At 67.8% G+C, this 14897-nt stretch carries 19 protein-coding genes; 9 read left to right on the top strand and 10 right to left on the bottom strand.

Going from position 1 to position 14897, the window contains the following annotated elements:
- A partial coding sequence (locus ACLQ23_RS29730; RefSeq protein WP_425881418.1) for a hypothetical protein occupies nt 1–322 on the top strand: 322 nt, incomplete at its 5' end.
- 1 nt (nt 323) lies between these two features.
- Here the strand turns inward: ACLQ23_RS29730 and ACLQ23_RS29725 are convergent.
- Nucleotides 324–1328 (bottom strand): caspase family protein, encoded by a 1005-nt coding sequence (locus ACLQ23_RS29725; RefSeq protein ID WP_425881417.1) that lies wholly within the window; start codon nt 1326–1328, stop codon nt 324–326.
- 32 nt (nt 1329–1360) lie between these two features.
- Nucleotides 1361–1795, bottom strand: coding sequence for an effector-associated constant component EACC1 (locus ACLQ23_RS29720; RefSeq protein WP_425881416.1), 435 nt, complete (start codon nt 1793–1795; stop codon nt 1361–1363).
- 344 nt (nt 1796–2139) lie between these two features.
- Here ACLQ23_RS29720 and ACLQ23_RS29715 point away from each other — a divergent pair, with 344 nt between their 5' ends.
- Genes ACLQ23_RS29715 through ACLQ23_RS29705 form a run of 3 tightly spaced genes read left to right on the top strand, consistent with a single transcriptional unit; the run spans nt 2140 to nt 3914 of the window.
- Nucleotides 2140–2796 (top strand): hypothetical protein, encoded by a 657-nt coding sequence (locus ACLQ23_RS29715; RefSeq protein WP_425881415.1) that lies wholly within the window; start codon nt 2140–2142, stop codon nt 2794–2796.
- Between the two features lie 9 nt (nt 2797–2805).
- Nucleotides 2806–3123 (top strand): hypothetical protein, encoded by a 318-nt coding sequence (locus ACLQ23_RS29710; protein WP_425881414.1) that lies wholly within the window; start codon nt 2806–2808, stop codon nt 3121–3123.
- 41 nt (nt 3124–3164) lie between these two features.
- Entirely contained in the window at nt 3165–3914 is a 750-nt protein-coding gene (locus ACLQ23_RS29705) for a hypothetical protein (RefSeq protein WP_425881413.1), read from the top strand.
- 12 nt (nt 3915–3926) lie between these two features.
- Here ACLQ23_RS29705 and ACLQ23_RS29700 read toward each other — a convergent pair whose 3' ends face one another.
- Nucleotides 3927–4523: a hypothetical protein gene (locus ACLQ23_RS29700; protein ID WP_425881412.1), complete on the bottom strand. Its 597-nt coding sequence runs from the start codon at nt 4521–4523 to the stop codon at nt 3927–3929.
- 98 nt (nt 4524–4621) lie between these two features.
- Between ACLQ23_RS29700 and ACLQ23_RS29695 the strand changes: the two genes are divergently transcribed.
- Nucleotides 4622–4879, top strand: coding sequence for a transcriptional regulator (locus tag ACLQ23_RS29695; protein ID WP_425881411.1), 258 nt, complete (start codon nt 4622–4624; stop codon nt 4877–4879).
- A 376-nt stretch (nt 4880–5255) separates the two neighbouring features.
- Here the strand turns inward: ACLQ23_RS29695 and ACLQ23_RS29690 are convergent, their stop codons facing one another.
- Nucleotides 5256–5873: a hypothetical protein gene (locus ACLQ23_RS29690; protein ID WP_425881410.1), complete on the bottom strand. Its 618-nt coding sequence runs from the start codon at nt 5871–5873 to the stop codon at nt 5256–5258.
- A gap of 52 nt (nt 5874–5925) precedes the next feature.
- Between ACLQ23_RS29690 and ACLQ23_RS29685 the strand changes: the two genes are divergently transcribed.
- Nucleotides 5926–6471 (top strand): HAD domain-containing protein, encoded by a 546-nt coding sequence (locus ACLQ23_RS29685; protein ID WP_425881409.1) that lies wholly within the window; start codon nt 5926–5928, stop codon nt 6469–6471.
- Between the two features lie 169 nt (nt 6472–6640).
- On the opposite strand, the gene ACLQ23_RS29680 is transcribed toward ACLQ23_RS29685, so the two are convergent.
- The 6 genes from ACLQ23_RS29680 to ACLQ23_RS29655 form a co-directional block, all read right to left on the bottom strand.
- Nucleotides 6641–6799 carry a hypothetical protein gene (locus ACLQ23_RS29680; RefSeq protein WP_327031668.1) on the bottom strand — a complete coding sequence of 53 codons (159 nt, stop codon included), beginning with the start codon at nt 6797–6799 and terminating at the stop codon, nt 6641–6643.
- A gap of 208 nt (nt 6800–7007) precedes the next feature.
- Nucleotides 7008–7145 (bottom strand): hypothetical protein, encoded by a 138-nt coding sequence (locus tag ACLQ23_RS29675; protein WP_425881408.1) that lies wholly within the window; start codon nt 7143–7145, stop codon nt 7008–7010.
- An 81-nt stretch (nt 7146–7226) separates the two neighbouring features.
- Nucleotides 7227–7889 carry a hypothetical protein gene (locus tag ACLQ23_RS29670; protein WP_425881407.1) on the bottom strand — a complete coding sequence of 221 codons (663 nt, stop codon included), beginning with the start codon at nt 7887–7889 and terminating at the stop codon, nt 7227–7229.
- A 354-nt stretch (nt 7890–8243) separates the two neighbouring features.
- Nucleotides 8244–9602: a WXG100 family type VII secretion target gene (locus tag ACLQ23_RS29665; protein WP_425881406.1), complete on the bottom strand. Its 1359-nt coding sequence runs from the start codon at nt 9600–9602 to the stop codon at nt 8244–8246.
- A gap of 1 nt (nt 9603) precedes the next feature.
- Nucleotides 9604–10197 (bottom strand): hypothetical protein, encoded by a 594-nt coding sequence (locus ACLQ23_RS29660; protein WP_425881405.1) that lies wholly within the window; start codon nt 10195–10197, stop codon nt 9604–9606.
- A 33-nt stretch (nt 10198–10230) separates the two neighbouring features.
- Nucleotides 10231–11679 carry a S8 family serine peptidase gene (locus tag ACLQ23_RS29655; protein ID WP_425881404.1) on the bottom strand — a complete coding sequence of 483 codons (1449 nt, stop codon included), beginning with the start codon at nt 11677–11679 and terminating at the stop codon, nt 10231–10233.
- A gap of 619 nt (nt 11680–12298) precedes the next feature.
- On the opposite strand from ACLQ23_RS29655, the gene ACLQ23_RS29650 reads away from it, so the two are divergent.
- From ACLQ23_RS29650 to ACLQ23_RS29640, 3 genes are all read left to right on the top strand, one after another.
- Nucleotides 12299–13036 carry a hypothetical protein gene (locus ACLQ23_RS29650; protein WP_425881403.1) on the top strand — a complete coding sequence of 246 codons (738 nt, stop codon included), beginning with the start codon at nt 12299–12301 and terminating at the stop codon, nt 13034–13036.
- Complete coding sequence (locus tag ACLQ23_RS29645; RefSeq protein ID WP_387223194.1) at nt 13029–13607, top strand: XF1762 family protein; 579 nt, start codon at nt 13029–13031, stop codon at nt 13605–13607. Before ACLQ23_RS29650 ends, ACLQ23_RS29645 begins: the two co-directional genes overlap by 8 nt.
- 136 nt (nt 13608–13743) lie before the next feature.
- Nucleotides 13744–14685 carry a tyrosine-type recombinase/integrase gene (locus ACLQ23_RS29640; protein WP_425881402.1) on the top strand — a complete coding sequence of 314 codons (942 nt, stop codon included), beginning with the start codon at nt 13744–13746 and terminating at the stop codon, nt 14683–14685.
- The last annotated feature ends 212 nt before the right edge of the window (nt 14686–14897 follow it).

Here is a 14897-nt window from a genome sequence, read left to right as displayed (position 1 = left end):
CCCAACCGCATCGACAATGAACGATCACACGCGCGGGGCCGGAACGCCCGACATCAGCCGTGAACGATCGAGGCTAACCGATGGCGCTGACTCCTATAAGGGCGGTGCCTACAAGCAGAGCCAGCTCACGCAGGCGATCAGCGCCTCGGGCGCCGCCAGGGACCCGGTGCGGGTCTTCCCGATCGCCTACGGTGTCGACGCGAAGGGGGAGATGTTGGAACAACTGGGCACCATCGCTTCGGTCAGTGGCGGGGGGAGCTACCCCGCAGTGGACCGTTCGACAATTCGGGAGGTACTGCTTGAAGTGATCAGCAACTTCTAATTCAGCGGGAACGGAGGCCGTCGTCCTGGCCCTCAGCGATCACGGTGGTCACGTAGCAGAGCAGGGCCGCAGTTGTACCAGCGATCACACCGGCCATGCCGCCGGCCACGGCCGTCACAACACCCCCACCGAGGGCACCGAGCAGGCCGGACACCACCGCCGGTCCGGGCCGCCAAAATCGGAGGCCGCGCGTCTTGTCTCTGGTGACGACTATTTGAGGCGCAGGCACCGTCTCACCCGTTGCCGCCGGTTCCTCAGGCGCCATCGCGGGCGAGTCACCTTCGGCGGCCTGCTGCTCCGACGGCTGATAGGCGCGATTGCGGACCAGGGGCAGGTCACTGAGGTTGCCGTGGTCACGGCGATCCGGTCTCGGGTATGACTTTCGGGGCAACCCGGCGTGCAACTCGCGGTAGATGTTATTGAGAGTCAAAAAACCCTGGTTCGACAGACTGCTGATCCCTTCCTTCAGCAAAATCAGTAGAGCATCAGTGAATGCAGTGTTCCGTAGTCCCGGGGGTGCGGTACTGGCCTGGTTCCGTCCCGTGGAGGTCAACACGTAGGCACCCTCAATATCCTGCAGGTCGTTCTCGAGGCCCATCTGCGCGTGTACATTCCCCGAGAAACAACAGTCGAGGATGACGATCTTCCGTCTGGCGCGGCTGTCCAGCACCGCCTCCTTTATGTGCTTGTAATCCAAGGCGCTCGCGTGATCGTCGCCGGAGGATCTCTCGCTGGTCAGATAGAGAGCTGAATCTTTTGGGCCCAGGAAACCGTGTCCCGCGTAGTAGAACAACAGCGTGTCGGTCGCCTTTTGGGCTGCCTCCCGAAGCGGACCAGTGATCGCCGTCTGGTGCGACGGGTTCAGGACAATCTGGACATTGTCTGGTGGGAGCCCCCAAATGTTGCCGTCAGTGAAAGCCTTCTCCAGGTCAGTCAGATTGTTCTGGACCCCCGGGAGAGCCCTGTAGCGCCTGTCCCGGTAGGAGGCTGTCCCGACGAGGAGCACTCGGGATCGAGCGGGATCAGGAACTGGCACGTCTACTTGCCCTCGTCCTCGAATAGCTGCACGATCCGTTCGATCGTTGCGGGGTTGCCGGTGATCTCCAGCCTCTCTCCGTTTCGGATGAGCGTGACTTTCTGCTGCAGGCTGGCAGGACGGCTGTCCCGCCAGGCGAGTATCGCGACAACGAGTGCCGCCGCGTCCAGGCCCTTGTCGGCGACAAACTGCAGGACATCGCCGACGATCCCCATCTGGTCTGGGTCTAGCACCTTGTCTACCGGCTGTGCGATCGCGTGCTGACCGACGTGCGAGTCGTCGCGCAGCCACGCCCGTAACGATCGCAGGTCGTCGGGTTCTGGATCACGAGCGGGCATGCCGGGCTGATCCGCCGTGCCGACCAACCCCAGTCGGAAGGAGACCACCAGGGCGTCGGAAGTGCTGCCGGACTCCGCAGGGGATGTCAGGTCTGCCACGGTTCTCCCTTCCCGACGTGCGCAACACGCACCATCAATTCACGAAAACGTATGCCCCCAAGCGTACAAAAGAATCCCCCGCCGCCGGGGCCACGGAGGGCGGTGTCGGCCACGCCAGTCCCATCCAAGGCCCGAGAAGCGCAACCAACCTATGCAGAACAGGGGCGTCGTGGCTCGAGGTGACATCTGTTCGGACAGTCGAATGCCCGACTCAAGCCAGCCGAGAGGGTTCAGCCAACCGCCCGGGGTCCCACGGATCTTGGTCATTCACGTACCGTGGTCCTACCTCGCCGTGGCGGGCAAACTACGGACAGGCTTGAACGAGCAGGAAGCCGGGGGGGCGAATGCAGCAGGGCAGCAGGCATCAACGCCTCAAACTGGCGAGTCTGGACTTCCTGGGCGACGATTCCGCCTTACGCGAGCAGGCCGATCGTGCGCTACGCGAGACGAGACGTGAGCTGCGACCCGAGGAGTGCCCCGGGGCGGACCACACCGGCGCCGTCCGCGTAGTGGTCGGTACCCAGCGAGAGGTCTCAGCTGTCGCGATCGCTCGCGACTGGCGCAGCCGGCTCGGCCCCAGCGGGTTCGCCGATGCGCTCTTCGAGGCGTACGCCGCCGCCGTGCAGGCTGCCCTCGAACTGGCGGCTCTCCTTCGTCTGCAGGCGGAGGAGAGTGGTCCTGCATCGCCGGAACGGGAACCACTAGACAGGAGCCCCGAGCGGGACGTCGACGAGCACACCTGGCTGCGCGACACCTGGCGAACTCTGTCCGACCTCGACGTAGAGCTCGACGCTGCGACTCGCCTGCCCAAGCGGACGGACGAGTCGAGCATGTCGAGCCCGAACGGCTGTCTGACGTTGCACATCCGCGGAGGCGGCATCACCGGCATCACCGGTGACGTCAGACGGATCGCACGGGCAGACGCGGGTCAGCTGCAGTTCGAGGCCCGTTCCCTCTTCCGCGCGTTCGAGCTGGCCACCGCCAGACGGACTGGATCGTGAGGTAGTGAGATGGCTGACCTCAACGTCATCACCGATTCGCTACGCGATGAGGGAGGTAAGTGGCTGACGCTGTCGGACCGGGTCGCTGCCATCAAGGTCGCTGCGGAGCAGCTGCACCTCGACCCGTCGGCCTTCTTCATCGGTGACGCGAACGTCCTCATCCACTCGCTGGCATACAACGACTTCCACACCTTCATGGTTGCCGTCCTGAATGGAGCGGTGACCGAATTCGAACAGGTGGGCAAGGCCCTGCGGCACATCGCCGACGAGTACGACCGGGCCGACGAGGTCGTCTCACTCGACCTCAACAAGATCTACAGGGCCTAGCGACCCACCGCGCGACGTTCGGAGAGGGCACGGAGCACCCCATGCAGCCAGGTACCACTGATCTCGAGTACGGGGAACCGTTCAACAAGGCGTTCGACCACATCCGCTCCGGCATCGACACGGCGATCGCCACGTTCAACGAGATCGTCGAGCAGGTACAGCAGTGGAAGTGGCTCCTCGGACCCGCAGCACTCCTGTGGATCAAGCACAGCCTGGACAGCACCAAAACGGCACTGAACGCCGTCCTCGACCGCGTCGAGCAGGCCCTGGAGCATCAACTGCCCGTGCTCTCGCTGATCGAGGTCAGCTTCCGCTGGGTCAACGACGTGAAGACCCCGGTCTCCGACCTTTCCTCCGCCACCACCGACCCGGCGAACGAGAACCTGCCCAAGTGGACCGGCGACGCCGCGAGTGCCTACAACGCCAAGGCGCTCAAGCAGAAGGCCGCGGTCGACGAGTCCGTCGTCAAGTCGGAGTTCATCAGCCAGTGGCTGTTCACGATCGCCAAGGCGAACGTCGACTACGCCGTCGAACTCGCGAAGATCGTCACGGGGCTGGTCGGCAAACTGGTGCAGGCAGCCGGTGAAGGGGGAACTGTCATCGACCTACCGTGGGCCATCTCCACCCTCGCCGAGTCGGTCGGAGACCTGGTCACCGCCGGCCTGGACGTTCTGCTCACCATCGGCCAACGCTTCATCGACGCGCTGGGCAACATCCGCGACATTGCCACGCAGGTCGGCGACCACTCGAAGCTACCCGGTGGGCGGTGGCCCGAGGCCGTCCGCGGATGACCGTCGGGGGCATCACACCGTGGGTACGGCCGCCTGGGTCGCCTTGAGCAACGTCAGCGCCTTCGGCGCGAGCGTCTCGGTGGCGGCATACGAAGCACCGCCGACGGCCAACCAGACCTTCACCACCAGGTTGCCCGTGCGCGCGCGGACCATGTACTCGGCGTACTTGAAGCCGGGCTCGGAGCGCCTGGTGTAGGCCTCGGCCTCGTCGCCCACACCGGTGATGACGCCGGCGGGAGTCATCACCGTCACCTGCGCCGTGGCCCGGTAGAGCAGCCGAGCCTCCTGCTCGCTGACTGGCGTGGACGCCTCCACCCGCAGGTTCGCCTCATGCCCGTCCTTCGTCCGCATCTCGAACAGACACGACGCACCCGGCTGCCCCAGCGGTGGCTTCGGATCAGTGCGGGCCACCGTCAAAGACAGCTCCGCCAACGGCCGAAGATCAGTACGCTTACACAGGTCCAGGTCTTGAGCGCGGTAGACAGGGCCGACCGAGGCGGCAGGTGCGGTGGCGGCAACGCTGCTCGTGGCCGGACCGGCGGTCGGCGCAGCCTCCGGAGCCGAGGCATCGTCGCAGGCGGCAGTGGCGAGCACCGCAACGAGCGCCACGACAAGACGAGAGACACCGGCCGACGCAGACACGTCTCGAACATACCGGCTGCGGAGCTGGCAGACTGCCCGAGCGACGAGCCACTATGGTGCCGGGTATGACTGCCGCAGAGACCCCGGAGCAGATCGCCCGGACCCGGATGGTCACCGCCCGGGCGGTCCTGCAGGGCCAAGCCGACCTGCGGACGTACCCCTATCGCCTGCTGGCCGTGGTCTCCCATCACGGCCTCGGCGGCGGCAAGGTCAGCGATGCGGTTGCTGCCGCCGAGGTCCTGGGCCAGTTCGGCTGGGACCTCGTCAACATCTCGGAATTCGCCTCCAACAAGATCGTCTACGCCTTCCTGCGGAGACGGTGACGATGACTCCCGGACCCTGCTGACCTGACGCGGCTGAGCAGGTGACCGCCATCGCACCGTAGCGTTCCGTGGATCTGCTGATCGCACTACTGGGGTGTCGCGCCGCCCAGCGATCTGCAGGAGGTTAACGCTCACCCGCGGCGAGGCCCGCAGGGGTGGATGCGGTGGAACGGGCTGTCGACAGGCCAGAACTGATGGCTGTTCTTGCCCGCAGGTCGGTTCGGCGCCTGCGATCGGCCCTACGGGCCCCCTCCAGTACGAGCACGTCCCGTTGACCGAGCAGTCGGGAGCCTCGACAGTTGGCGCGCGGTCAGTTGAATACCGGAAGGGCTACGACGGCGGCATGGGTCGAGGTTGCTCCGGCGTGCCGGACGGGTCAGAGGAAGTCCCGCCAGAACGCCACCGTCGCCTTCGGGTTCCAGCGCTGATCTGTCCTGTCCATACCCGGGCCGCCGAACTCCTGATGGATGTAGTCGACCAGGTCCATGCCGTAGTAGATGATGTCGGTCTCCACGATCGAGAGGACTGGGTGCCCGACGGTTCCACGCCCGGCGGGCAGGAACCGATGTCCGTAGACGGGTACCAGCCGTGGTGCCTGCGCAAGCTTGAGCCGCGCGGTCTCCAACGCCTCATCGCGGCCTGCCGGCCGATCGCCCCAGGTGTCGTGCCATACCGTGTTGTGTTCCACGTCGAAGAGCACCCCTTCCACGGGCCACTCCAGGCGCTCCCGAATGGCACCGGAGGTGGCATCGCGCCAGTCCGGCCAGGGCCTCTCCCACGCATAGGACACGTCCTCCTCTGGCTCGAACGGGACGTTCAGCGGCAGCCCCGCCGCAAGGAACGCGCGATGGTCATCGGCGAACTCGAAGCCGTACGTCCGCTCGATGCGATCGAACTCCTCATCCGTCAGGCCCGGCGCGATCTCACAACACCCGGTCTGCGCGAGTCGACGCGCCGCCTCCATGCCCAGTCGGGCACCATCACCCTTGATCACGCCGGCACGATAGTGCTTCGGGCCGGCCAGGATGAACCGATATCGTGCTGCCGTGACCGGCTCTGCAGAGCGTCCGCTGCTCTTCCTCGATGTTGACGGACCCCTCATTCCGTTCGGTGGGACACCGCAGCAATACCCACCTTGCGAGACGGACACTGAACCACGAGTGACCAGCTCGAATCCGCTTCTGGGCAGGATCAATCCCGAACACGGACCCCGGTTGACGGCGCTACGGTGCGATCTGGTCTGGGCCACGACATGGATGGACGACGCAAACGAGACCATCGCGCCACGGATCGGTCTGCCGCAGCTGGCGGTGGTGATCTGGCCGGAGCCGACCGACACCGACGAGCAGGACGAGCGGAACGGGCTGCACTGGAAAACCCGCGCCCTCGTTGATTGGGCCGCAGGCCGCCCCTTCGCCTGGGTCGACGACGAAATCACGAACACCGACCGAGCCTGGGTGTCAGCACATTACGCAGGACACGCCCTGCTTCATCGCGTCGATCCCCGTCAGGGTCTCACTGATGCTGATTACGCCGCACTTCTGGACTGGCTACACAGGATTCAGGACACATCGCCGCGTGGTGCGGCCTGAATCCCCAACCAGAGTTGGGTGCCGCGACACGCCGACGACTCAAAGTCGAGAGCCTCACTAGGCTCACCCAGATACCGGGCCGGCCGCCGCTGGTCCGACATGAGCCCAAGACCGTGCGGTTAATCCTGCGTCCGGCTGCTGCGCCTTCCATCCAGCTGAAGGCTGAGGCTTACCTCTGCGGACGGGCGTTGATCTGCTCGACGGGCGGGAGCCGCCGAACGGGTTCGTCACCGATGGAGTGAACCTCCAGGCAGCACAGATAGCCCTCACCATCGACGAGTAGCACAATGCCGGCGTAGAACTCGTCGTCGCTGATGTCAGCCGACACTGGTGCACCGGACAACACCGTGGCCGGCGCTGCGGCGCGGTCCACAGCAAGGTTGACTGTTAAGCAGCCGCACCCGCAGCTGCCCTCGACTGTGGCGAACGGCAACTGTGCACGCAACTCGTCGTGCCCGGGGAACGGCACGGACAGCAGCCGCGCGATGACGTCCCGCTCTATGTCGCTGAGTGGGCGAGGTATGTCGTCGCCGGTGTCATACCGCCGCCTGATGGGGCAGGCCGGCATGTAACCGCAGCAGCCGGACCTTGTCCTCGCCCAGGATCGGGCGAGCACTTTCGATCAGCTTGTCGACTTCACGGGCACGATCACGGGATGGCCCGTCATAGGTCATGGCCGCCTCCCGATCGAGCCATGGCCGACGGTTATCGAGACCTGACCGGGGATGCACAGCGGATTGATGGGTTGCACGCCACTACCGGGCTCCCCATTCGACGACGCCGGTGAGGTCGTTGGTCACGCGGTTGAGCGAGATCCACGATCCACCGGGAGGGGCCTGCATACGCCAGTCGTTGTCACGCCAAAGCAGGGTGAGCGTAAGCACGTGGTAGCGCGCGGTGCCTGCTGACAGGGCGCGTAGAACTAGCCCGATGACGGCGGTGTCGGGGCTGTAGGACTGGTAGCTGAAGCCGGCGATCTGGCTCAGCTCGCCGGGCTCCGACGAGTGGTCGGGGTTGGCACGTAGGGCGGCCAGGAGCTGGTCGCGGTTATTGCTGGGGAGGAACTGGCGTTGGACGGTGGGTTCCCAGCAGTCGCGACCTGCGGAGGCTGATGAGCGGATCATGATCTGCGCCGCCGCGATAAGAGCGCCGTCGGGCGTGTGTGCGTAGCTCACGGCAGTTCCGCCGGCGATGCGGGTAGGGCCGGCCGTCGCGCTGACCGGCACGGCGGTCTGGCCGACCAGCTCCCACCGCACACCGGCCGGCGGGGCGATCGGCACAGCGGTGGCCAGACTCTGCGCCTTCGTGGTGCCGTCAGGGACCAAAGTCGCGAGTGGCGTCGTGCCGGTGGCATCGACTTCGTCTTCGCCGCCCCGTGTGATGGCGAGCAACACGGCGGCGATGACGACGATCGCCACGAGCGCTGCGGAGACGATGACGCCGGGCCGCGTCCACGGCGGATGGTCGACGAGGTCCCGGCGGGCAGGGCGGGGCATTGGTGATCCTCCTGAATCAGCGCGGTGACCACCGATCTTGCACGGCTATCGGCAGCACAAACCAGATGAATGATCTTCGTGGTGCGGAGAAGGCGTGCCAGCCGCCGTTGTGTCGGAACTCGCCGTCGTTGGGTGACGGCGCCCCCGCTGTTGGACTGACCCGGCTGGCACGAGGTGTCCCGGTTTCCCGGAAGGTCTGCCGCGATCGTTGTCCGACTCGACCCAGCGACGACCGCGTGCCTTCAACGTGCGGAAAACGCTGGTCGATGCTGAATCTCAGCGCAACACGCCGTCCGTGCCGTCGTCGTCCGGGCCCCATACGTCGTCGTCTTCCCTGAGCCAGGTGCCGTGTTGGGACTCTTCGTTGCCGTCGCCGGACCCGCTGTTCGTCCCAGTCAGGCCGCCCCGGACGCCACCGCCGACCGCCCGGGCACCCGTGCTGCCAGACCCACCCCGGCCGCCCGCGCCGACCATGCCAGGCCCCATCGCCGCACCGCCCCTGCTGGACGGACCATTGGCACCGCGCCCGGCACCACCGGTACCAGCCGCGCCACCCGTCATCGGCGACATGCCGAGGCTGACCGGGCGGCCCAGGGAACCACCGCCCGGAATGGGGGCACCGGCCCCGCCCAGGCCTGCCGTGCCACCAAGGCCGCCGCCCCCGGCGCCCAGGCCGGTCGAGCTGGGCACACCACCGCCGGCACCAAACCCGGAGTTCACGCCGGTGAGGGTTCCCGTACCTGCGCCTGCGCCGGCCAAGCCGCTGCTGTACTCGCCGGCCAGAGCACCGCCACCGAGGTCGCTGCCGGCGCCCGAGGGCTTGCCGCTGCCGCTTGGGGCATTGCCGTCGTAGCCGCCAGTGCCGGAGGAGAGGTCCGGGTGGGTGACCGAGCCGACACCTCCCCCGCCAGAGCTGACGTGACCGGTTCCCAGAGAAGGTTCACCGCCGAGACCGCCGGTTGAAGGCCCTCCACCGAGGCTGGCCGGCTGGCCGGCACCGCCGGTGCCCGTCGGACCTTCCAGGTCCACCCCGCTCGGGCCGCTGCCCGTGCGCTTCTCCGACTGAGTGCCTCCGGGGGTCTCCCGCTCCCGGGCTGCATAGTCGTCGCTGACCTGGTCGTAGGCTTTGCGCGCGTCCTCGGTGTTGTTGTTGAAGAATTCGCCGATCCGGTCGTTGAGCTGGCCGAGCTTCTCCATCGGCCAACTACCCGCGAAGTCGGCCCGGATGCTCGCCTCGAACAGCCTCGTCTCGATGACTATGGCACCGTTGCGGGCCGCTGCCAGGTCACCCACGCACCCCTGTGGGACCGGCATCGCGTTCTGCGCACGCTCCAGGTCCTGCGCGGCGGTTTGCAGGACGGTCACGATGCTGTGCTGACCGCTGCCCGACTCCCGGGCACCGTCCACGATCGTCTCGGCTTGCTTGGTCAGCGCTTCCATGTGCGTACGGAACGCGTCGTACGCCGGGCCCTTCCAGCTCTCGCCGAGGTCACGGATGTCGGCGTCCACCAGCCGTTTGACCTCCTCGATGTTGCCCAGCAGCGCCTGCCAGCCCAACGCGGCGCTGGTGATGTCGGCCGGCCGGCCTGCGACCAGCACCTGCCGCGCCATGTCCTCCCAGCTCGGAGTGCTCACGTCAAACTCCTTCCGCGCTGCTGCCCGGAGCGGGGCCGCCGGCCCTCAGGGCTCGCTGCATCTCCTGCGCTGACATCTTGTTCGCCTCTTCGGCGGTGTCGTACTTGCGCTTCACCTCGCGCAGCGCATCGGCCGCCCGATACAGGTCGTTGGAGAGATTCGTCAGCGACTGCGAGGTCGTCTGGTGTAGACCGTGGTGAGCGGCGGCCAGACTCAGCCCTTTGGGAAAACCGCCCAGCGCGCCGCCGGGGCTGGCCAGCGCCGCTTCGCCGCCGAGCAGGTCCTTGATCTCCTCCATGTCGACGGCGAGCCGGCGCAGGTAGCTTGCGTGGCGCTCGATGTTGTCGGCGGCCGCCTCTAGGCGGTCCGCCTCCCACTCGGTGACGTCGCGCTGACCGGGCCCGCCCATGAGCTGTGACGGTGCCGATCCTGCGCCGGCGCGGACGTCATCCTGACGGAACCCCACGGCCGGCCCGTGCGCAGCCACCGTGGCGATGGGCCGCAACGGGCTGCCCGCTGGCATCGCGTCGGCGACGCCGGGCGGCACCCGCGTCCAGCCCTCCACCTGTGGTGGGCTGTTGCCCTCGTCGCTCATCTCCGTCCTCCCCGTTGATCGGTCGGTGGTGTGTCAGCGCTGGTGCGGGCCGCCCAAGCCCTGGGGCGGTGCGGTCCCGGGCTGCGCCGATCCGCCGGGCTGCCCCGGTAGCGAAGTGGGCGGAGGGAATGGGGGTACGGGCTGCGGCCTGGTCTGACGTGGATGAGGATGCTGCGCAGCATCTGACCGCGGGGGCGGCGTACCTCCCGGCGGGCCGTAGCCGGGCGGCGGGACGGCCGGGTGCCCGTACCCGGGCGGCGGGAACCCCGGACCACCCACCAGCGCTCTGCCCGGTTCGGGTCCGACCGGCGGCGCGGTACGGCGGCGCCGGCGGCGGGCGACGACTACGGCCAGCACCACCGCGGCGATGACGACGGCCAGGCACAGCACGCCCGCGACCATGAGGCCGGTCTTGTTCTTGACCTTGATGGCGACAGCCGGCCGTTCGGTCTGCCCGGCGCTGGGGGAGGTCGTCGCTCCATTAGGCTGCGCGCCGGCCGCCAGCAGCGGGTTGCCGTCTACGGCTGGCACCGGCCGCTGCAGCGCGGCAAGCGCGTCCACGGCGCCGAAGCCGAACTCCGGATCCCGACCCGGCACCCCCGCGTCCCGGGCCGTCCGGATCAGGCGATTGATCACGTTCGCCGCGTCCAGGTCCGGGTAGCGTGACCGCACCAGCGCGACCACCCCGGCCATGATGGCGGTCGCCTGACTAGTGCCCGATGCAACCGCGTAGCCGTTGTCCTGCACCGCCGTCGGCACGGGAGCGATGATGTCGTCGCCCGGGGCCGCGAGGACCACCTCAGGGCCGGCGACCGAGGCGCGGGCGAGGCCTCCCGATCGGGTTGTCGCGTTCACCGCGATCACACCAGGCGCGTTCGCCGGGGAGTCGACCGTCCGACCGCCCGCGCCGGTCGCCGCGACGAGCACGACGTTCTTGCTCAGGGCGTACTGGACCGCCTCGACGATCCGGATGCTGGCGGGCTGCTCGAAGCCGATGGACAGGCTGATCACGTCGGCTCCGGCGTCGGTGGCCCAACGGATGTCCCGCGCCACCTCAGCGTCGTTGCCGTTGCCCTCGCTGCCGCTCAGCGCGATCGGCAGGACCTTCGCCTCCGGCGCGATGCCGAGCTGCCGGTTCCGGTCGCCGCCCCGCCCGACGATCAGGCCGGCCATCGACGTGCCGTGGCCCTCCTCCTTATCTCGGTCGATCCGGCCTTGCGGAGATCCCGCCGGGGCGGCACCGGGGCGGCCGGCCAGTTGGCCGGCGAGCGCCGGGTGCGTCGCGTCGACGCCGCTGTCGATGACAGCGATCGTCACCCCACGCCCCTTGGTGATCTCATGGGCCTGCGGGATCTGCAGCGCGTCGAGATACCACTGCAGGCCGCGTACCGTGTCGGCCGCCGACGCTGGAGCTGGCACGCCCACCACCCCGGACCCGACCACCGCGCCGACCATCGACACGGCGACGGCGAACCTCAGCACCGATCGGCGACCTCTACCCGTACGCACGGCACTCCCCGAACCTCGTCGACTAGCTACGCGTTGCGGCTCCGGTCCGGCTCGAGCCGGACCGGAGCCGCACGTCTGATTTTCTCAGCCTTGCACTTTGGTTGGCCTTGCTCATTTCGGTGGAGACGTCGTTGCACGGCCAGCACCGACGGCGCCGCCGTTCTCATTCAAATCTTGCCGACGTCCGGACGGCGGGGAAGTCGCTGCTTCGATCTCAAACACCAGGTTCCGCCCTTCCGTCTCTTGTGGCGGCGGATCCGCGAGGCGGTCCTCCACCGCATGGCCGCCAACCAACCCGGCCGCGTTGCAGGTGAGACGCTAGCGCAACGCGTCAAGATCCCGCCACCCTGCGTGACCAGCCGAGCCGGCGCGACACCTCGTGCAGGTGATCCGACGGTTGCCATCCACGCCAGACTCGTCGGCAACCCGCCGCGCGGTTCGCCACCGCTGCCGGGCCGGAGGTTGGCCAACCGTTGGCCAACGGTTGGATCGCCGTTGGGTGGCCAACGCACTGCTCCCCCAGCAAGCCCGCCGTCACGACCGCTCTTGGTGGTCGTGAGCACGGGCCAGCCGGTGTGGAAGCCACCCACCGATGACCAGATCCTCCGCGACACCCGAGAACCCCAGCGGGCCGACCCCTTCGTCCCGAGACGGCAGACCCGACCCATACGCCGACAGCTCCACCTTCGGCCACCACCGCGACTTCCTTCACGTCGACGTCATCGTCGGTGGCTCGCCGATCTGGATCTCGGTGTGGCGCAGCGGCGCCCCTAGCGAGACCAGCGCGTCCACATTTCGCCGCCTGCTGGCGCGTCGGATCATCGCCGTCTACAGCCGGCGCGGCGCAACCCTGGTCGACTTCGACGGCGACCCGACCGTTCGCGACGAGAGCATTGCCGCGGGCCGCACCTACCGCCCAATCACCCATGCTGCGGACCTGGCCGGCCTCGACACCGTGGAGCAGGTCGACCTGGTCGTGCTGCGCTGGCCTCGACCTCAGCCGCTCGCGCGACCCAGGCCGGTCGACGGTGCGGTGGCCGATCTCTTCCGTGCCCTCCATCTGGTCATCACGCCGGACGGCTTCGCGGTCCTCATCGTCGAGCAGCGTCCGACCCAACCGGCGCCCGCCGAGGTCGTTCACCTGACCGGGCTTGTCCCCGAGGCTCACGCCGGTGGGATGAACTACCTCCAGCACGTCCTCGCGATCCCCGCACCGGTAGGCCTCACTGCGGATAGCGCAGACCCCACACGGTCGGCGGCCAATCTGCACGGCTCGCCGACGGCCCTGCACCTGCTGGTCTTCGTCGTGCGAGCAGGCCACCGTGACTGACCAGCCGGAGACTGCCGCCCACTATCGTCCGTCGCGTCGCCGCCCAGCCCGTCCGCGGGTACGGCCGATCAGCTACCGGCAGGCGTGCGCCTACATCAGCGCCCACCACCAGCAGCTCGAACGACCGCGAGGACACACGTTTTCCCTCGGACTGACCAACCACGCCGGCAACCTCATCGGGGTCGCAATGGTCGGCCGTCCCGACGCACGCCACCACGACGACGGCCTGACCGCCGAGGTCAGCCGCCTGGCGACCGACGGGCCACGCGACGCGTACTCGGTCCTGCTCGCCGCCGCGTGGCGAGTCGCCCGACGCATGGGCTACCGACGCATGATCACCTACACCCGCATCGACAGGCCCGCCGCCGGCCTACGGGCCGCAGGTTGGAAGGTCATGACCGAAACCCCTCCCACACGCGGGCGGAATCGGCTCAGCCGGCACCGAGCGCCGCGCGGCACCGGCGACGCAACCCGCACTCACTGGCAGGTCACCACCGAGGACTGGCGCACCCGAACCGAAGCCGCCGACCGCGTCCCCCGGCGGGCCAGAGATGGACAGGATCCACGGTGACCGGCCACACCGCAGCCGCCCACGCACCAGCGGATCAGTTGCTCAACCACCGCGACGGATCCATCGGCACGCTGTGGCCGGTCCTCGACGACTGCTCGACCTGGAGCGTCACCCCATGCCAATAGACGCAGGAAAGATGCTCGCTGGCCTGCCCCCTTCTTGGCGAGGTTTCCTAGAGGACTGGCATCGGTCATTGCGGTCCGGGAACTATCCGGAGACGACCCGCTACAACTATCTGCTCGCTGCGGCGCAACTGGCCCGCTACCTGCAGGATCGCGCGGAATCGGCACCTGACACGTCGGAGGCAGCACACGATCCCACTGCCGTGGCCCGGGCGCACGTGGAGGAGTTCCAGGCGTGGATGGTGGAGACACGCTCACCCGCAACCGCCCTGAACAAGCACAAAGCTCTGCAGCAGTTCTTCAAATGGCTGGCGCTCGACGAGGAGGAGATCGATCGATCTCCGATGGAGCGCGTTCGGCAGCCCAAGACGCCGCAGAAGCTGATACCGATCATCCGCGACGACGACACGCGACGCATCCTGGAGACGTGTCGCGGCAGAGCGTTCGTCGACCGGCGAGACGAGGCGATCATCCGCCTGCTGTACAACACGGGTGCCCGGCTGTCCGAGGTCGCCAACCTTCATGTTGACGATGTCAGCCTCGCCGACACAGACACTGTTCGCTACCACGGCAAGGGTGCCAAGGACCGCCGGGTACGACTGGGACCCAAGACGGCGCGGGCCATGAGCCGCTACCTCCGAGCACGGTCCCAGCACAAAGGAACGCTCCTTGCGGAACTCTGGCTCGCGGACCGAGGCGTACGGGCGCTTGCGGCCAACGGCATCAAGCTCATGCTCAAACGTCGCGGTCGCCGCGCCGGCGTCGCCAACGTCCACGCCCACCGCTGGAGGCACAACTTCGCCCACGAGTGGAAGCGCGCCGGCGGCGACACAGGCGACCTGATGCTGCTGCTCGGTTGGACCTCAGACGACATGCCCCGGCACTACGGCGCAAGCGCAGCCGCCGAACGCGCCCAGGAGAGCCAATCCCGTGTCGGGATCGGTGAACGTGTCTGAGCCCGAAGAACGGAAAGCCGGGTCGACGGGGCTGACACCCGAGCAGCGTCAACGCCGGGCACGTATAGCCGCCCACGCATCCTGGGCCAAGACGACCGACCGCCGCGCCCGCACGGCAGCCGGGACGCAGGGCTTCCTTGATCGCTTCGAGCGACAGGTCGACCCCGAGGGCCTGCTCGATGCAGATGTACGCGCGGAAATGGCACGACACG

Source organism: Micromonospora sp. DT41 (genome assembly GCF_049841715.1).
Taxonomy (GTDB): domain Bacteria; phylum Actinomycetota; class Actinomycetes; order Mycobacteriales; family Micromonosporaceae; genus Micromonospora; species Micromonospora profundi.
The sequence above is the reverse complement of the archived record's forward strand: the minus strand, read 5'-3'. Positions and strand labels throughout refer to the sequence as shown.